Annotated in this window: 11 protein-coding genes; 7 read left to right on the forward strand and 4 right to left on the reverse strand. The window is 62.2% G+C overall.

Features of this window, described 5'->3' with window-relative positions; genetic code table 11:
- Positions 1-78: 78 nt before the first annotated feature.
- The gene (locus tag J1C49_RS08500; RefSeq protein WP_227445392.1) at positions 79-1,008 is read right to left on the reverse strand and encodes a PfkB family carbohydrate kinase; all 930 of its coding nucleotides are present in this window, start codon (positions 1,006-1,008) and stop codon (positions 79-81) included.
- 287 nt (positions 1,009-1,295) lie between these two features.
- On the opposite strand from J1C49_RS08500, the gene glgB reads away from it, so the two are divergent.
- The 5 genes from glgB to tsf all read left to right on the forward strand — a co-directional run bounded on the left by glgB (position 1,296) and on the right by tsf (position 9,673).
- Entirely contained in the window at positions 1,296-3,503 is a 2,208-nt protein-coding gene (gene glgB / locus J1C49_RS08505) for a 1,4-alpha-glucan branching protein GlgB (RefSeq protein WP_227445393.1), read from the forward strand.
- Between the two features lie 74 nt (positions 3,504-3,577).
- Positions 3,578-5,965, forward strand: a complete 2,388-nt coding sequence (gene gghA / locus J1C49_RS08510) for a glucosylglycerol hydrolase (protein ID WP_227445394.1) — start codon at positions 3,578-3,580, stop codon at positions 5,963-5,965.
- Positions 5,966-6,177: 212 nt separating this feature from the next.
- The gene (locus J1C49_RS08515; protein ID WP_227445395.1) at positions 6,178-7,482 is read left to right on the forward strand and encodes a HupE/UreJ family protein; all 1,305 of its coding nucleotides are present in this window, start codon (positions 6,178-6,180) and stop codon (positions 7,480-7,482) included.
- A gap of 351 nt (positions 7,483-7,833) precedes the next feature.
- Complete coding sequence (gene rpsB / locus J1C49_RS08520; RefSeq protein WP_227445396.1) at positions 7,834-8,634, forward strand: 30S ribosomal protein S2; 801 nt, start codon at positions 7,834-7,836, stop codon at positions 8,632-8,634.
- 163 nt (positions 8,635-8,797) lie between these two features.
- Positions 8,798-9,673 carry a translation elongation factor Ts gene (tsf, locus tag J1C49_RS08525; protein ID WP_227445444.1) on the forward strand — a complete coding sequence of 292 codons (876 nt, stop codon included), beginning with the start codon at positions 8,798-8,800 and terminating at the stop codon, positions 9,671-9,673.
- An 803-nt stretch (positions 9,674-10,476) separates the two neighbouring features.
- Here the strand turns inward: tsf and J1C49_RS08530 are convergent.
- Positions 10,477-11,241 carry a LuxR family transcriptional regulator gene (locus tag J1C49_RS08530; RefSeq protein ID WP_227445397.1) on the reverse strand — a complete coding sequence of 255 codons (765 nt, stop codon included), beginning with the start codon at positions 11,239-11,241 and terminating at the stop codon, positions 10,477-10,479.
- Positions 11,238-11,681, reverse strand: a complete 444-nt coding sequence (gene aroQ, locus J1C49_RS08535; RefSeq protein WP_227445398.1) for a type II 3-dehydroquinate dehydratase — start codon at positions 11,679-11,681, stop codon at positions 11,238-11,240. Before aroQ ends, J1C49_RS08530 begins: the two co-directional genes overlap by 4 nt.
- Positions 11,682-12,063: 382 nt before the next feature.
- Here aroQ and J1C49_RS08540 point away from each other — a divergent pair, with 382 nt between their 5' ends.
- On the forward strand, positions 12,064-13,629 hold the full coding sequence (locus tag J1C49_RS08540; RefSeq protein ID WP_227445399.1) for an ABC transporter substrate-binding protein: 1,566 nt from the start codon (positions 12,064-12,066) through the stop codon (positions 13,627-13,629).
- A gap of 281 nt (positions 13,630-13,910) precedes the next feature.
- Positions 13,911-16,385, forward strand: coding sequence for a hypothetical protein (locus J1C49_RS08545; RefSeq protein ID WP_227445400.1), 2,475 nt, complete (start codon positions 13,911-13,913; stop codon positions 16,383-16,385).
- A 595-nt stretch (positions 16,386-16,980) separates the two neighbouring features.
- Here J1C49_RS08545 and xylB read toward each other — a convergent pair.
- Positions 16,981-18,420, reverse strand: coding sequence for a xylulokinase (gene xylB, locus J1C49_RS08550; protein ID WP_227445445.1), 1,440 nt, complete (start codon positions 18,418-18,420; stop codon positions 16,981-16,983).
- Between the last annotated feature and the right edge of the window lie 42 nt (positions 18,421-18,462).

Genomic DNA, 18,462 nt, shown 5'->3' on the forward strand with positions numbered 1-18,462 from the left:
AAACAAGCGCTGCATGGGTCAGCTTGGCGCGGGATGGGCGATTGAAAGGCCCGGGCGTGGCCGCGGGAGCGTTTGCGATCACGTGGCGATATCGCCTGAAACATAGGCGGCCGCCGCAGAGAGTGCGGCTTCAAGCGCTTCGGCACGCGGGGCTCCGGCGCGTTCGGCAGCGATATGCGCGGCCATGAACGTGTCTCCGGCGCCCGTGACGCGGGTGACCAGCACTTCGGGCGGGCGGGCGTCAATCGTGCCGTCGGCCGTCGCATCGGCACAGACATCCGCGCCGTTGGTGACAAGCACCCGATGGGCACCGCGCGCGATCAGTCGCTCGGCCGCTTCGGGTGCGCTTTGAAACGGTGTCTGACAAAGCAGCCCGGCTTCTTCGAGATTGACGTAAAGCGTGCCGCGACCCGCCCTGAGAAAGGGTGTCAGCCGTTCTGCCTTGCCCGGAGAGGCCGGCGCGATTCGCAGATCCGCCCGGGCAAAGGCCCGGCTTGAGACGATGTCGTTGAGCAGCGCTTCGGTCAGGTTGCCATCCAGCGCGATCAGCCCGTCCCAGGGTGTATCGGGCGTGCCGAGCGTGCCATCGCTGAGCGGGCGCAGGATCTTGGCGCCCGCCGATTCAAGGGAATGCGCATCGGCAATCGCCGCCACCAGACCGCCTGCGCCTTCGATGGCCATGTAGCAATCCGTGGGCAGATCGTCGGAGCGGTAGACATGCTGTGTCAAACAGCCCAACCGGCCACATTCTGCAACCAGTTCATCGCCTTCGGCGTCGCGCCCGATCAAGGTCAGAAGTGACGGGGTGAGCCCAAAACGCGTGACGGTCATGGCGATGTTCATGGCAACGCCCCCCGGCAGCCGGGTGATGCGTCCGGGCACGTCCGATCCCGCGCGCATCGCGGATGCGGACCGCCCGATGATATCCCACAACACCGACCCGATGCACAGGATGTCGGGGCGCAGAGAGACAGCGGTCGTATCGGGGGCGGCGGGCGCATGGGTCATGGGGCTCGTTTTGACCCGCGCGACCGGGCCTTGGCAAGGGGGCGGTCGGGTAAACGGCCGCATCCCGCGTCCCTGATTGGAACGCTTGCGCGCCCGGCCCTTGAAAACGCGGGCCGTGTCAGCCCCAATCGGGGCGATACGGCCCGCGCCGCCGCGATGACCGGAGTCCTGGACCTTGCAACGACCCGTCCTTGCAGGGCTATTCACGCGGGGCAACGATGCGGATGACCGCGGCCCTTTCTGATCGCCCCGGTTGAAGCGCGCCTCAATGACCTTATCCTTTCATCATGACCTATAGATCCGCATCGCGCGCCAGCCCGCATGGGATGGACGGTTTCTTGCGTCTTGCAAAAGGCGCGCATTCTGACCCGTTCTCCATTCTCGGCCCTCAGGACACAGAGGAGGGCACGGTCATCACCGTCTTTACGCCTGGGGCGGATGCGTTGGAGATCCATCCGGAGTCCGGCGCGCGCGCAACCGCGCTGCCTTCTGTCGACGGGTGTGACGGTCTGTTTTCGGGCGTCGTGGCTGCGCCCGGGGCCTATCGGGTTCTGGCGCGCGCAGCGGATGGCGCAACCTGGGCGTTTGACGATCCGTATCGGTTCGGGCCCGTGCTGAGCGATTTCGACCTGCACCTCATCGCGGAGGGCACGCATCAACGGCTCTGGGAGAAGCTCGGAGCGCATGTCATGGACCACGAAGGCGTCCGAGGCACACATTTTGCAGTCTGGGCGCCTCATGCGCAGCGGGTCTCCGTGGTCGGGGATTTCAACCAGTGGGACGGTCGCCGCTATCCGTTTCGGCGCCACGATCCAAGCGGCGTTTGGGAGTTGTTTGTGCCCGGTCTCGGGGAGGGCGCGCGCTACAAGTATGAAATCCTGGGCTGCGATGGCACGCTGCTGCCGCCGAAAGCCGACCCGGTGGGCTTCGGCTCGGAGCATCCGCCCGCCAATGCGTCCGTGGTGCGCCGTGTAAATCGACACGAGTGGCACGACGCGGCCTGGATGGAAGAGCGCGGGCGCCGGAACCCGGTCGAGGCGCCCATCTCGGTGTACGAAGTGCATCTGGGGTCCTGGCGGCGCAACAGCGATGGCACACCGCTCAGCTATGCGGACGCTGCGACGGCGCTTGTCTCTTATGCGCAGACTATGGGCTTCACGCATATCGAACTGCTTCCGATCAGCGAACATCCCTTCGATGGCTCTTGGGGCTATCAACCGGTGGGGCTTTACGCGCCCACGGTGCGGTATGGCCCGCCAGAAGGGTTGCAGGCCTTGGTCGATGCCGCGCATCAGGCCGGGCTGGGGGTGATCCTCGATTGGGTGCCGGGCCATTTCCCGACCGATCCGCATGGTCTTGGACGGTTCGACGGCGCGGCGCTCTACGAGCACAAGGACCCGCGCGCGGCACGCCACCCGGAATGGAACACCCTGCTGTATGATTACGGCAGACCGGGGGTGCAGAATTACCTGCTGGCCAATGCGCTCTATTGGCTTGAGGTCTACCATGTGGATGTCTTGCGGGTGGATGCGGTGTCGGCGATGCTCTACCGCGACCATGGCCGCGCCGCCGGAGACTGGGTTCCCAATCCCGATGGCGGACGCGAGAACCACGAAGCCGCGGCCTTCCTGCGCCGGCTCAACGACCTGTGCGCCAAGCTCCATCCCGGCACCATGACCATCGCGGAAGAAAGCAGCGCCTTTCCCGGCGTTACCCGATCAACCAACGAGGACGGGCTGGGGTTTGCGTTCAAATGGAACATGGGCTGGGCGCATGACACGCTCGACTACATGCGCAAAGATCCAGAGGCCCGCCGCCGCGATCACCACAAACTGACCTTCGGGCTGACATATGCGTTCTCGGAGCGCTTCATGCTCTCGATCAGCCATGACGAGGTTGGGCCCGACAAAGGCTCGATGCTCGACAAGATGCCCGGCACGCCGGCAGAAGCCTTTGCCAATCTGCGCGCCTATTTCGGGTTCATGTGGGGCCATCCCGGCAAGAAGCTTTTGTTCATGGGGCAGGAATTCGGCGCACGCGGCGGATGGCGGCACGATGGGTCGCTTGATTGGGACGCGCTCGACACGCCGGCCCATGCCGGTGTCCAGCGGCTCGTGCGTGACCTCAATCGCCTCTACCGGGCCGAGCCGGCCTTGCACACGCGCGATTCCGATCCGGCGGGCTTCGATTGGATCGAAGCGGATGACAGCACCAATTCCGTGTACGCTTGGCGGCGCAACGGCACCCCGGCGGATCCGATGATTGTTGTCCTGTGCAATTTCGGTTCGCAAGCGCAGCCGTGCTACCGGATCGGGCTTCCGCAGGAAGGACGCTGGCAGGTCGTGCTCGATACCGATGCGGCGGATTATGGCGGCGGGCGGCAGGAAGGCAGGACATCCATTGAGCTCCAGCCGCAACCGTGGCAGGGACAGCCCTTCAGCACCACGATCCGACTTGCCCCTTTCTCTACCGTCTTTCTACGGCGTATTGACTAAGGCCAAAGCGCTTTGGTTCATAGGCCACAAAACCGCATCATTCCGCGCGGGTCACAGCAACAAGGAAAACCGCAATGCCCCTGAAGGATACCATCGAATTTGTCGAAGCGGCCGCGCGCGCCGAGGCAGAGGCCGCACGCGATGCGTTGACCTTGGCCACTACCAGCTTTGATGGAGAGATGCAGGTGGCGCGCAGGCTGGGCGGGCGCGTGGAAGACGATCTCGCCGTCTTCGGCTTCTGGACGCCCGAAATCCTCGATGCGCGGGTGCCGCAAAGCGATGTTTTCCTTGAGATCCTGCGCCCCTCCGAACCGCTCGACCTTACCCGGTCGCATCAGCACCTGCGCTTCGAACGCACCTGGGTGCCGGTGATCCGGGAAGAGGCGCATTGCTTCACGGCGGTGCGCGGCATGCGCGCGGGCACCCGCGACACGGTGGGCGATTTCTACGCGCTGGCATGGCGGGATGCAGAAGACCAATGGCACCGCATCCTCGATCCGCTGGCCATGTCCCTGCCGTTTGGCGCCATGGCACCGGCTGAGCTTTACGATCTTGCATCGATGCAGGCGGACCGCGCCGACAAGGCCTATTTCGAAGCGCTCAAAGCCGAGACACCGCACAAATTCGGGCCCTGCACCAACATTCTTCAGATCCACGTGCCCACCGCAACCGCCGGCGGCACGCTCGCCAGTCTGACCCGCCATTACCAGCGGCTTGCCGAGCGCGTCGCGCATGATCTGCCGCTCGAACCGGCGGATCAACTGTTCCTCGGGTATGACGCGGTGCAGTTGCTGCCCGTCGAGCCGACAACGGTTTACGAGGCCGGGCCGGATTTCTGGGAGGAGGCCGAAGCCGAAGATGCGCGCGACCGCGACGATGTCATGGTGTCGCTGTTGCGGCCGGACACCACCAACTGGGGCTATGACGTGGTGATCTCGGGTATGGCGACGGTCAATCCGGTCCTGCTCGAGACCGGCAGACCCGATGAACTGGTCGATCTTGCGGCGGTGCTGCACGGGTTTCCGTCGAAGCCCAAGCGGCTCATCCTCGACGTGGTCTTTGGACATGCGGACAATCAGGGCATGCGCGCGCTGAACTCGCATTTCTTTGCCGGTCCGAACATGTATGGTCAGAACCTCGATTACCAGAACCCGGCCGTGCGGGCGATCTTGCTGGAGATCCAGCGCCGCAAGGTGAACTTTGGCGCCGATGGCGTGCGGGTGGACGGTGCTCAGGATTTCAAATGGTGGGATGCCGCCGCCCAGACGTTGCGCCATGACGACGAGTATCTGCAATCGATGGCCGATGTGGTGCAGACCGTTGCCGGAACCGACTACCGACCGTGGTTCATCTTCGAGGATGGCCGCCCTTGGCCGGAAGAGGACTGGGAGCTGTCATCGACCTATCGCGCGGTGATCGAATCCCAGCGCGACGAGGACGTGTTCCAGTGGGGCCCTTTGACCTTCGCACATAATACACCGTTTCTCTACACGTTCTGGCTGTCGAAATTCTGGCGTCTGAAGGAGATGGTGCAGGTTGGCGCAAACTGGATTTCGGGCACCTCCAACCACGACACGCTGAGGCGTGGCACGCAGGTGAACCCCAAGCTCAACGTCAACACGCGGCTTGGCAACACGCGGATGGAGATCCTCGACAAGGCCTATGACAATCCGGCCGTGCACGCGCTGACCTATGTCGCCATGCCCGGCGTGCCGATGGACTTCCTCAACGCCATGGCGCGGGCCAGTTGGGGCTTCATCCGCAATCAGGATGATCGTTATGGCGTCAAGGTGGTCGCAGAGGAGGCGATCAGCCTCAAGTGGCAGGTGGACGAATACAGCTACTCGGTTCCGGCCAATTTCCGGCGGCTCAAAGCGCTGGGATTCGAAACCCGAGAAGCGCTTGCGCGCTTCATGGAGTTTTTGCCCGCGCTGGTCGAGGTGACGGAATATGACCTCGACGAGATTTCGAGGTTGCTCAACATTTCCGAACCGCCTCTCGCCGGGCCCGATTTTTCGGATGCGACGCTCAAGGAGATCGCGCGCGCCTGGATGGATGACATGCACGAATATTGCAACGTGTCCAATTCGCTGTCGTCCCTGGATGCGGACCAGGCCGGGTTCTGTCTCGACGTGCGCAATTTCCGTCGGGCGCGCCCGTGGCTTCGCGACAATTACGGCCCCAAGGACCGGTTCAACTATCTCGACCCGATCGGGGGCCGAACGGTGTTTACCGCGTTGCGGCATGGGCCGGACGGGGAGCAGGTCTTCATGGTCGCCCATATGGAGGGCAAGCCGACGGAGGAATTCGACCCGCTGCGACTGCCTGTGCCGGGCCTCGAAGGATTCGGATGGGAGCTTGCGCTGCGCACGCCGTCGATCGGGAGCGATTATGTCAGCGGTCCGATCGTGTTGCACGACGCCATGGCGTTGGTCTTTGTGCGCAAGCCCGGTCAGGCATAAGGCGATGCGCGGCGACAGCAGGGCAGGGGGCCGATCTTCGCGTCGCGTGTCCCGCGCCAGGCATGTCGGGCTTTGACCTGCGCTCAGCACAAGGCTACACGCGTCCGCACCCTCGGGGCGAAAGGGGGCGGATGGGGGCGCAGCGCGTCGCCGCCGGGCTGTGAGCCCCGTCCTGGCTGGCCCGAAGCCGACACAATGAAGGAGCACGCAAGATGCGTCTGATCTTGGCAGGACTTGTCTGGCTGGCATGCGCGAGCGTCGCGACGGCGCATGAGGTGCGTCCGGCCATCGCCGATCTGGAAGCCGGCGCAGGCTCCGTGACCCTTTCGATCACCATGAACGCCGAAACCTTCCTCGCGGGCGTCAACCTCGAAGGCGTCGACGATACAGATGCGACCGAGGACTCCGATCGCGTGGACGCGCTGCGCGCGCTCACGCCGGATGCCATCGCGCAGGCCTTCGAGGCCGAGGCGGAGCGGCTGATCCAAGGCATTGCCTTCGAAGCCGATGGCGAAGCGCTTCCGCTGGGCTTCCGCGCAGTCGAGCCGGGACCGGTCGGCGACATCGACCTGCCGCGCGATACGGTGGTCACTCTCGGCGCTGCTTTGCCAGAGGGCACAAGGACCGTGTCGATGGGATGGCCCGCAGAGCTTGGCACGCTGATCCTGCGCCAGCAGGGCCCTGAGAACGGCTATACCGGCTACCTCGCGGGCGAGCGGTCCGGCCCCATCGAGATTGCAGGGGGCGATGCGAAGAGCGGGTTCGGCGTGTTTGCCGAGTATATTCCCGTTGGCTTCGATCACATCGTGCCCAAGGGCCTCGATCATATCCTGTTTGTCCTGGGGCTGTTCTTCTTGTCATCGCGGCTTGGCACGCTCATCTGGCAGGTCTCCGCCTTCACGCTGGCCCATACGGTGACGCTTGCGCTTGGAGCGCTTGGATATGTCAGCGTGCCGGCGGCTATCGTGGAGCCGATCATCGCCGCCTCCATCGTCTATGTGGCGGTCGAAAACATCCTTTCCGACAAGCTGCACCGCTGGCGGCCCGTGGTGATCTTTGTTTTCGGGCTTTTGCATGGGCTTGGCTTTGCTTCCGTGCTGGGGGAATTCGGCTTGCCCGAGGGGCAGTTTGTTCCCGCGCTTCTGGGGTTCAACCTTGGGGTGGAATTTGGCCAGTTGACGGTGATCGCCATTGCTTTTGCCATCGTGTGGATGGCGCAGCGGGCCGATGCAGGACTTGTTGACGCGCGCAGCGGGCAGATCGCCTATGGAACCTCGGCGCTGGTCTTTCTCGGTCTGGGCTGGGCGCTGTCGGTTCCCGCATTCGAAGCGGCTGTGGGAATCAGCGCCGGAGCGGCCTTCGTGCCGCTGGCCGTCTTGTGTTTCTGCTGCGCCCTGGCGGTCATCAACGCCGATGACGGCCCCGCATACAGACGCTTTGTGGCCGTGCCGGCCTCAGCGGCCATTGCCTGTGTCGGGGCGATCTGGTTCATCCAGCGCGTGTTTTTCTGGTCCTGACGGCAGCCTTCCGCGCTCTGGAAAGGGCGTTGCGCCGGAGATGCCCGCGCGCGCGCTCTGCGCGCAAGGGGTCGGTCGCTCGCGTGATTTCGGGATGACCGTGTTGCCATGCGCGCAACCCCGGGCCGACAGGTGCACCGCGCGGCAATTGGCTGACCGTGCCGTCGTCGCTGCAAAGGGGCTTGCGCCCGACAGGCCGATGGCTTAAGGCGCGCGGCACGACACCCCGCAGGTGGGGGCGGGCGGCACCGGGGAGACATCCCGGTTCGTCCACCGGTTGCGCAGCGGTTCGGGTTGACCCGGGCGATGCGTGATCCCCCGCCGAGGATAAACCGGAAAAGGATAGACGACATGGCTCTTCCCGAGTTCACCATGCGTCAGCTACTTGAAGCTGGCGTGCACTTCGGCCACCAGACGCAGCGCTGGAACCCCCGCATGGGCGAGTTCATTTACGGCGCGCGCAACGGCATCCACATCATGGACCTGACGCAGACCGTGCCGCTTCTCGATGCGGCGCTGAACGCGATCCGTGAGACCGTCGCCAAGGGCGGTCGTGTGCTCTTCGTCGGCACCAAGCGTCAGGCGGCGCAGCCCGTTGCCGATGCCGCCGAGAAATGTGCCCAGTATTACATGAACCACCGCTGGCTCGGTGGCACGCTCACCAACTGGCAGACCGTCTCGCAGTCGATTTCGCGCCTCAAGCAGATCGACGAGCTGATGGAGCAGGGCGCCGAAGGCCTGACCAAGAAAGAGCGTCTTGGCATGGAGCGTGACCAGCAGAAGCTGCAAGCCTCGCTTGGCGGCATCCGCGAGATGGGCGGTGTGCCGGATCTGCTCTTTGTCATCGACGTCAAGAAAGAAGCGCTGGCCGTTGCCGAAGCCAACAAGCTCGGCATCCCGGTTGTGGCGGTTGTGGATACCAACTGCTCGCCCGACGGTGTTGACTACATTATCCCCGGCAACGACGACGCGGCCCGTGCCATCGCGCTTTACTGCGATCTCGCCAGCCGGGCCGCTCTGGACGGCATGAGCGCTCAGCTCGGTGCCGCAGGCGTTGATCTCGGCGCGTTTGAGGAAGCCCCCGCCGAAGAGACGATGGCCGAGGAATCGGCTCCCGCCGCAGCCGAAGAGACCCCGGCCGAAGGCGCATAAGCCAGGGGGCTCCGGCCCCATGGTCATGGCATGTCGTGTCCGCGGCATGCCCGTTTGACGCCAGCCAGTTGCGCCGCGGGGTTTCAGGCCTCCGGCGCCCCGTTTGAACCCGGCGCAGGACGGATCTGCGCGCCGGATGACCCAGAGACATGAGGAGACCACCATGGCGATTTCCGCTCAACAGGTGAAGCAACTGCGCGAGATGACCGGCGCAGGCATGATGGATGCCAAGAAGGCGCTGACCGAGACAGATGGCGACATGGATGCGGCCATTGACTGGCTGCGCACCAAGGGTCTGGCCAAAGCCGCCAAGAAGTCCGGACGGACTGCAGCCGAAGGCCTCGTGGCCGTCAAGGTCGAAGGTGGCACCGGCGTTGCCGTGGAAGTCAACTCCGAGACGGATTTCGTCGGCAAGAACGCCGAGTTCCAGGAGATGGTTGGCAAGATCGCGGATGCCGCGATCGGCGCGGATGATGTGGAGGCGCTCAAGGCTGCCGATATCGGCGGCAAGACCGTGGCCGACACGATCACCGATAAGATCGCCACGATTGGCGAGAACATGTCGCTGCGCCGCATGGAGAAGATCTCCGGCGACACCGTTGTGACCTATATCCACAATGCTGCCGCGCCGGGCATGGGTCAGATTGGCGTGCTCGTCGCCATGACCGGTGGTGACGAAGCCTTTGGCCGCCAGGTTGCGATGCACATCGCCGCGGCAAACCCGCAGTCGCTGTCCGAAGCGGATCTCGATCCGGCGGTTGTCGAGAAGGAACGCCAGGTCCAGATCGACATTGCGCGCGAAAGCGGCAAGCCCGAGCAGGTGATCGAGAAGATGATCGTCGGTCGGATGAAGAAATTCCTCGCGGAAGTGACGCTTCTTGGGCAGCAGTTCGTCGTCAATCCGGACCTGACCGTGGAAAAGGCCGCAGAAGAAGCCGGCGCCACGATCACCGGCTACGTGCGTCTGCAGGTCGGCGAAGGCATCGAGAAAGAAGCAGAAGACTTCGCAGCCGAGGTTGCGAAAGCCGTTCAGGGCTGATCCCGCCCCTTCGCCCCTTTCGGGGGCAGGGATTGGGTAAGCGAGACAAGACAAGAAACCGGCGCATTTTGTGCCGGTTTTTTCGAGTTCGTTCGATTTGGATGGAGGGCTGCACCAAAGCTTCATGAAGTCAGAGGCCGGTGGGCGCGGGTATAGGCTGCCCGAAAATGCGGATCGGACGGGGCACGACGATTCCAGGAGCAGGCGTGTCCCGCACATGCCGCCTCGATGGAGCGGTGAGAAACGGAACGAGCCGGACCCCAGCAGGACGGGCTGGACTCCGGCTCGAGAAGATGTCCTTCCGGGCTCGCACGAGACATTGGGGATGATTGCAACCCCGGAAAGATGCCGGCCCCGAGGCACGAAAATTGCACCCCGGGAAACCAGCTCCGGCTTTGACACCGGCGAAACCACATGGCCCGAATATCGTCGGGGTGCGGCCTCTTCGTCCCATGGCTTAAAGCCACCACTCACGGAACAATCAGATAATGACCCGTGCTCAGATTCACTGAAAGTAGGGATTTCCAGACCGCACAAAAAATCACGGCATGCTCACCATAATTCACTGATAAATATATAAAAAATTTTATAAAATTTTTCTAATTCCAGTGTGTTTGGGGGTGATCTAAACCGCTTCAGACGAAAAGACTGTTCGCTTTTGCCGGACAATTGCCGTGCGACTCAATTCGGCGGCCTTGCGCTCGCAATCCAACGGGCGCCGTGTCAATGGCGCGCAAATTGACGGGGTCCACAAAAAAGACGCTCCCGTTCCCGTCAGCGGGTCAGCCTGCGAGCCAATTCGGTCAGGCTGCGTGGATCACATACATTTGGTTGAGAAAGGACGCTTTGGCGACCGCTTGCGCGGTAGTCTCCACGTTCAAGGTCTCTCGGGCGAGCCGCAGGTGCTTTTCGATGGTCGCCTGTGTCAGCCCCATGATCTGCGCGATGTCCTGCATCGTCTTGCCATCACCGACCCATTCGAGCGCCTCTCTTTGGCGGGGGGTCAGGGATTGGTTGGGCAGCGTGATGGGCAGCGTCAGCAACTTGAGATGCACGAGGTTGTTGAGCAATACGATGGTCTTGCCATGCTTCTCCCAGACCGCATCTGCATCGTCTTGAGTCATGCCCTCCGCCGCGGTCAGTGAAATCGCCCCTTTCGACCGCCTGGAGACCGACTGGAAGCTGATGGTATAGCCGGCGACGACCTTATGGCTGAGGTTGAACGCAACCACTTCCATGGTTTTGGCGTCGAGATTGCCGGCCTCGATCTCTTTGCCCATCACGCGCCAACTGCTGAAGCCTTCGTTGGTCAGGGCCCACCGGACCATCGGGGCGTGCCGGTAGAGCCCGTCTTCCACAAACCCTTTGCGATACTCCGGGTTGTGATTGGACAGGACCACGAAATCGTTGGGATCGCCCAGCGACGTCTCCGTCTTGAAATTGGTAAACCCGTAGATCAACCTGTCGAACCCGTAATCGCGCATTGCAGCGCAATGCCGTTCCCAAAGCTCTTCGACCGTGTCGATATTGGTCAATGCGATCAAGGCATCAGGATCGAGCGCGCTCATCTATCCCCCTCCAGATGGCTCAGCAAGGCGTCCATTGCGAGCGTGTAGCCGCGCACCCCGAAGCCGCAAATCATCCCGATGGCAACCGGCGCGATGAAGGATTGGTGACGAAAGCTTTCGCGGGCGTGAATATTGCTCAGATGCAGTTCCACCACCGGAACCTGCGTACCGGCGATGGCATCATGCAGGGCGATGGAACTGTGCGTATACGCGCCGGCGTTCAGAACCACGCCGTCAACCGTGCCGCGTGCCGCGTGGATCTCATCCACAAGCGCGCCCTCATGGTTCGACTGCACGCAGCGCACGGACACACCAAGCCGTTCGCCATGTGCCACGCACAGCGCTTCCACATTGGCCAGGGTTCGGTGGCCATAGATTTCAGGCTCGCGCAATCCCAGCAGATTGAGATTGGGTCCATTGAGGATGAGCATTTTGCGCATGGAGAGCGGGTCTTTGTCCTGCGAGAGTTGACCAAACGGTAAAGAATGCATTGGAAACTGTCTATCGGCTTCTCGGGCCAAGGGGCAACTTTGTTGCGTCACATGTCACTCCCGCGCCATTTCAGACCGCTTTGGCGCAAGGTTTCACCACCCATGCGGCACGACATCCGAAACTTCGCCCGTCTGCGCGGATTCGTGAGTTGCATGCCCGGTCATTGACGCTACCCTGCCAAATTGCCGCAGGGGGTCGGTGACGGGGTCCAGAAGCCCGGTCTTGACCCATTTGGGCACTATCCCGCGGTCGCTGCGACAGACCTCGGATCGGTTCGAAAACGCGGCACGCAATAACGAAGTGATAACCACAACAGGAAAGGGGCAGGCCATGCGGACGATCGCACTTGCCGGACTTGCAACGGTGGCGCTGACTGCCGGAGCTCAGGCGGAACGGTTTCAATGGGCCGGAACAACGGACCCGCAGACGCTCGACCCACATGCCGTGAATTCGGGGGCAGTCCTCGGGTTTCTGAACAACGTCTATGAAGGCCTCGTGCGACGCGGCAAGGACATGGCCATCGAGCCGGCCCTGGCAACCGCGTGGGAGCCGATCGGCAACGGCGAGGGCTGGCGTTTCACCTTGCGGGAAGGCGTGACGTTCCACGATGGCTCGGCCTTTACCGCCGAAGACGTGCTTTTCAGCTATCAGCGCGCCAGTTCCGAAGAGGCCGATACCGGAAGCTGGTTCGCCCCGGTTTCCGATCTTCGGGTCGTGGATGACTACACGGTCGAGATCCTGACCAATGCGCCAAACCCCATCTTCCCGGACAGCATCGCCAACTGGATGATGATGGATAGCGGCTGGGCCGAAAGCAATGATGCCGCGCGCCCGGACAAGGAAAACGGGAATTTCGCGACGCTGAACGCCAACGGAACCGGGGCCTTCAGGGTGTCGGAGCGTCAGCCGGGACTGTCCACGACGCTGGTGCCGTTTGACGGCTGGTGGGACGAGATGGAGAGCAACATCACCGAGGCCGTTTTTACGCCGATCGACAATTCAGCCACCGCCGTGGCGGCATTGTTGTCGGGTGATGTGGACATGATCAACCCGGTGCCGGTTCAGGATGCGGCGCGGATCGACGAGCGTGACGGAACCAAGGTCATTCGCGGTATTGAGGCGCGCGTCATCATGCTCGGCTTTGCGCATGATCACGACGTGCTGAAATATGGCGCCAATGCCGGGGATCCGAACCCGTTTGCCGATGCGCGCGTGCGTCAGGCCATCAATCACGCGATTAACGTGGATGCAATCCGCCAGACGATCATGCGCAACTCCGCCGAACCGGTCAGCCAGCTTGTGAGCCCGGCCATGCGTGGCTACTCGGAGGCCCGCGCGGCGCGTTACGCCTACGATCCGGAAGGCGCGCGCGCTCTACTGGCCGAAGCCGGCTATGAGAACGGGTTCTCGTTCGGTCTGAAATGCCCCAACGACCGGTATCTCAACGATGAAAGCGTCTGTCAGGCGGTGGTTTCGATGCTGGCGCAGGTCGGTCTGGAGGCGCAGCTCGACGCGATGCCGGTCGCCGGCTATTGGCCCGAACTGCGTGCGGACAACTTCGATATGTATCTGCTTGGCTGGTCGCCGGGCACGTTTGACCATGAACACCCGATCCGGTTCCTCGTGACCACGCCGAACGCGGAAAAGCGGCTTGGAAGCTGGAACTTCGGCGGGTTCTCGAATGCGCGGGTGGACGAACTCCTGCCCATGGTTCAATCGGAAATCGACGAAGCCAAGCGTCAGGACATGATGGATGAGATCGTTGCCATTTATCAGGACGAGGCCGCGTATGTGCCGATGTATGTGCAGCCATTGCTCTGGGGCACACAAGAAAACATCGCGCTGACACAACGGCCCGATAACTTCTTTATCCTGCGTTGGGTGACCGTGAACTAACGGGTCAGCGTCGAAATACCCTACGTTTCCTGACGGGCAGATCCATGCGGTCTGCCCGTTTTGCGTATGGGTGCCGGCGACCGCGGGCGAGCCTGCTGCGTTGAGCCCCACGCACAAAATCGCCGCCGGAAAAACACGCTCAGCGACAAAGACCCCTCAACAACTCGACCAGAAATTGATTTTGCATTTGCCTCGCACGGGCCTGAGCGGCAATCTGAGTCAGCATGCAGCACCGATTTGGCTGCTTCTTGCATGGATTGCGAAGCGAAGGGCAGGGTGGAATGGCACCGGATTTTGGTTGGAACCCGATCAATGAATGGCGCGGCGGCAGTGGTGCGGACGCACTGACCGGGAGCGACGGTGACGATACGCTTGTCGGGAACGACGGGAACGACACGCTTTACGGCGATCAGGGCGACCTCGTCTTTACCCCTTTCGGCTCAGAAAACGCGATCCTCGCGGCGCTTGCAGCGGGTGACGGGTATGCGCCGAGCCCGTTTGAAACATGGGGCCTGCTGTATCAAAACGGCACCGCCGGCGGATCGCCGCAAAACTACAATGCCCAGGATCTCCGCGACGCGCCGCATGACATGGTCATCATCGGTGCGTCCAGCCTCATCATCGGTGCGGTCCCGGCAGATGAAGTGCTCTGGACCACGGCGCAGATCGATACGATCCAGTCTTCCGGCAAGGAGGCGCTTCTTTACCTCAGCGCTGCGCGCATCAACGATTATCAGACCAACTGGAACCCGGCCTGGACAGACACCGGGTTTGCCGATGGCATGGCCGTTGCGGCGCCGCCATGGATGGGCGATGCCGATCCGGTTTTTACCAATGCGCGGCAAGTGGATTTTGGCTCAAGCGACTGGCAAACGGTGCTTGAAACCCGCGCGACAGCGCTGCTCGAGCTTGGCGCAACGGGCATATTTCTCGACGACATTGCGGCCTATTACGATTACGCGCTGGCCGAAAACCCGCAAGGCAGCATAGCGTTTAACGTGCTCGTCGGGCAAAACGCCCGAGACATGCGGGACCTGATCATCGACCTGGCGGATCATATCGACACCGAGCTGATCCGATTGCGCGGGCAGGGCGCGGACGTGCCCTTGCCAGAGGATTTCCGATTGGTGATCAATGGCGATCCTTACATCCTTCAAAATGCCCTGATTGGCGGAGACGGGCAGTTTGCCACCGGCCCGGAGCTTGCCGCGCTTCCGACCGATCCGACGTCTCTGGCGTTCTACGGTGCCATAGATGCGATGCTGCTTGAAAACTACGTCAGTCGCAACCTGACCATCGCCATGGATCAGGCGGATATATTCTATGCCGAGGCGGGCGATGTGACGATCCTGTCGCTGGATGCCAGCGGTGTTTCCGTCGAGGACCGGCTGCACTCCACGCTTGCGGGACTTGAACGCGGCTATGTGCCTTACACGACGGTTACAGGCGCGTTTGATCGGTTGAACCGGGACTTCCTGACCGAGATCCTGGCCTATGAGAACGCGGCGGGGGATGACGATCTTTACGGGGGCGCCGGCAGCGACTGGCTCTATGGCGGCGCAGGAGAAGACTTTCTCAGCGGATGGCGCGACTCCGATCGTCTCTTTGGTGGATCTCAAAGCGATACGCTTCTGGGTGGGCCCGGCGACGACACGCTGGATGGTGGGAGCAATTTCGATTGGGTGTTCTTCGCCGCGTCTCCCGGCGCGGTCGCTGTTAACCTCGAAGCCGGAACGGCCAGCGGCGAAGGCAGTGACGTTCTGACAAATATTGAATTTGTGTCAGGATCGGCGTTTGACGACAGCATTTACGGCACCCAGATCCACGGCAACCGGATCGAGGGCGACGCCGGCAACGACACGCTGTTCGGTTTGCGCGGAAGTGACTCGCTTTTGGGTCAGGACGGTGCGGACTCGCTTCTGGGAGGTGACGATGGCGATTGGCTCTATGGCGGCGATCATGCGGATACGCTCATCGGTGGCCGGGGTCATGACCGACTGTTTGGCGGGCATGATGCGGACCGACTGGTGGGCGAAGCGGGCGATGATACGCTGTCTGGCGAGGCTTTCCCTGATGTGTTGGACGGCGGGCCGGGCGACGATCTGATCAATGGTGGACCAGGGTTTGATCAGGTTATTTTCTCCGGTATTTTCAGCCCGGTAACGGTCAATCTTGAGAATGAATTCGCCACCGGTGGTGCCGGGATGGACCAGATCATCGCGGTTGAACACGTCTTTGGCGGTGCGTCGCACGACACAATCTATGGCACGCGCGCACATGGCAACGTGCTTGAAGGAAGCCTTGGAGATGATCGGGTTTACGGGCTGGACGGGAATGACACGCTGCGCGGTGGATCTGGTGAGGATCGGCTCTATGGCGGGTCCGGTCTGGATGTTCTTGTCGGTGGCCCACAGAACGACTTCCTTGAGGGCGGTCCGGGCAGTGACACCATCCTCGGCGGAGATGGTGCGGATAATTTCGTCTACCGTTCGCCGACCGATGCCAGCGACGTCATCGAGGATTTCAACGGATCAGAGGGCGACATCCTCAATCTGTATCTGATGGACGCCAACGCGACGATTCCGGGCAATCAGGCGTTCACGATATCAACGTCAGGCAGTCCCGGACCGGGCGAGCTTGTGATCTCAAGCACGGCTGGGGTCAGCGTTGTAGAGCTTCATGTGAATAGCGACCCTGGTGTCGACGCCACGATAACGGTCGTTGGCAGTTTTGACGGCTCAGACATTCTTCTTTAGAGAATTGGGTTATTTAACAGATGCTTGAGGGGATTTTCTCAAGCTTTTGGCGCAAGGCTACGGGTCTCTTCATATGTTCAATTTTACCATAATACTGATTATGGGATATTGCTGTGGGGCTAATGCACCGACGTCCGGACCGACAAACCCAAAGCAGTTGCACCCAGCCAAGAAGACAATTGGTGGCGGAACACCCCTTTCCATGGGCGCTGAAACTTGAATGAAGGTGGACGGCCCCAAACCGAATGTCGAGGGCCCAACACGCTCTGCGCAGGTCGAACGCGGGCGCCTGTTTTGCGACCGTGGCCAGGAGAGTTCTCACACTTATCGAATAACGGACGCGCCATCTTGATGAGCCCCCAGCCACCCCACAAAAGCAGAAGTCATGCGCGCGGAACGTCCCGGCGGTAGATCGGCCGTGGACTCCGCGGCACATGACCGAGAATGCTGTTCCGAAACTGCCGGGTTTGTCGGTGGGTTTGTTCGGGCGCTGCGTCTCGCGATCCAGACTTGTCGATGAATGTCAGCGTCTTGCCGCGCAATCTTCACGCTTGGAGCCCGGCACTTTGAGCACGCGGGAGCGGTAATCATCGCTTCACGATAGGCTTCGGAGCGCAGCATAGGCAGACTGATACCGCTTATGCGCGGCAGAGAATGCATCGGTCAGACCGGGGTCGGGATCGATTGTCCGGTCAATGCGTGGCGGCTTGGCCAGTTCGTGACCACCCTGCCCCGCGGCCATCATGGCCAAGCGCGCTGCCCCGAACGCAGCGCCGAAATCGCCCTTGGCCGGTACGTCTATCGGCAACTCAAGCACCGTCGCCAGAACCCGTAACCAGTAGTCCGAGCGCGCACCTCCGCCGACGGCGATCAACCCATCGAGCCGCGTGCCGCTCTGCTGCATGGCGTCAAGACAATCCCGCAGCGCGAAGCTCACCCCCTCAAGCACGGCGCGCACGCCGGACTCACCGTCGGTGGCATGGTCAAGACCAAGCAGCGCACCGCGCACCTGGGCGTCATTATGCGGTGTGCGTTCACCGCCCAGATACGGCAGGAACAACGTCCTGCCAGGTGCGCGAAGCGAACCGAGATCCGCCGTCAACGCAGCCGGGGTTGATCCGACAAAATTGGCAAACCATGTCAGCGCGTCAGAGGCCGCAAGGATGACCCCCATCTGGTGCCAGTATCCGGGCAAAGCGTGACAGAAACTGTGCAGGGCCGAGTCCGGCGCCGGGGCATAGCCGGCGCTTGGCGCGAAGAGCACGCCAGACGTTCCCAGCGACACAAAGCCTTGCCCCGGTTCCGTCACACCCATGCCAATGGCCGAGGCCGCGTTGTCCCCGGCACCTCCCGCGACAGGAATGCCGGAGCGCATACCGAACCGTGAGGCCACCTCGGGTCGCAATGTGCCGGATATGGCGGACCCTTCCACCAGATCGGGCATCTGCGCGCGCGACATGCCGGTGGCTGACAGCAGATCATCGCTCCAATCCCGGCGCCCGGTGTCGAGCCAGCTTGTTCCGGCCGCGTCGGACATATCCGTGACATGCGTTCCGGTTAGCCACAAGCGCAGGTAATCCTTGGGCAACAGGACCTTGGCCGTCTGCGCAAAGACCTCCGGCTCGCGATGGCGCACCCAAAGCAGCTTTGGTGCGGTGAAGCCGGGAAAGACGATGTTCCCGCTTGTCGCGCGAAATCGGGGGTCGGCATCAAGCTGTGCCGCTTCGGCATGCGCGCGCGTGTCGTTCCAGAGGATCGCCGGACGCAGCGCACGGTCCTGTGCATCCAGCAGTGTCGCGCCATGCATCTGTCCGGAAAGTCCGATGGCGGCAACGGATGACAGGTCCTGCCCCGCCGCAAGCGCTGCAATCGCGGTCTTTGCCGCCTCGATCCAGTGGTCTGGCTGCTGTTCCGACCATCCGGGATGGGGGCGCGACACCGTCAAGGCGCCGTGACCTTCGGCGCACAGGGTTTGGGTATCGTCGATGAGCACTGCCTTGACACCGGATGTGCCCAGATCGAGACCGAGAAACATCACATCGTCCTCCCCTTCTGCACCGCGCACGGCGCGTTCATT

The sequence above is a fragment of the Cognatishimia sp. F0-27 genome (assembly GCF_020667845.1).
In the GTDB taxonomy this organism is placed as follows: domain Bacteria; phylum Pseudomonadota; class Alphaproteobacteria; order Rhodobacterales; family Rhodobacteraceae; genus JAFMPQ01.

Excerpts from the sequence above, each read along its gene's own strand:
- glgB (WP_227445393.1), top strand. The coding sequence starts at position 1,296 with ATGACCTATAGATCCGCATCGCGCGCCAGCCCGCATGGGATGGACGGT.
- J1C49_RS08500 (WP_227445392.1), bottom strand. The coding sequence starts at position 1,008 with ATGACCCATGCGCCCGCCGCCCCCGATACGACCGCTGTCTCTCTGCGC.
- J1C49_RS08515 (WP_227445395.1), top strand. The coding sequence starts at position 6,178 with ATGCGTCTGATCTTGGCAGGACTTGTCTGGCTGGCATGCGCGAGCGTC.
- J1C49_RS08530 (WP_227445397.1), bottom strand. The coding sequence starts at position 11,241 with ATGAGCGCGCTCGATCCTGATGCCTTGATCGCATTGACCAATATCGAC.
- xylB (WP_227445445.1), bottom strand. The coding sequence starts at position 18,420 with ATGTTTCTCGGTCTCGATCTGGGCACATCCGGTGTCAAGGCAGTGCTC.
- aroQ (WP_227445398.1), bottom strand. The coding sequence starts at position 11,681 with ATGCGCAAAATGCTCATCCTCAATGGACCCAATCTCAATCTGCTGGGA.
- tsf (WP_227445444.1), top strand. The coding sequence starts at position 8,798 with ATGGCGATTTCCGCTCAACAGGTGAAGCAACTGCGCGAGATGACCGGC.
- rpsB (WP_227445396.1), top strand. The coding sequence starts at position 7,834 with ATGGCTCTTCCCGAGTTCACCATGCGTCAGCTACTTGAAGCTGGCGTG.
- gghA (WP_227445394.1), top strand. The coding sequence starts at position 3,578 with ATGCCCCTGAAGGATACCATCGAATTTGTCGAAGCGGCCGCGCGCGCC.
- J1C49_RS08540 (WP_227445399.1), top strand. The coding sequence starts at position 12,064 with ATGCGGACGATCGCACTTGCCGGACTTGCAACGGTGGCGCTGACTGCC.
- J1C49_RS08545 (WP_227445400.1), top strand. The coding sequence starts at position 13,911 with ATGGCACCGGATTTTGGTTGGAACCCGATCAATGAATGGCGCGGCGGC.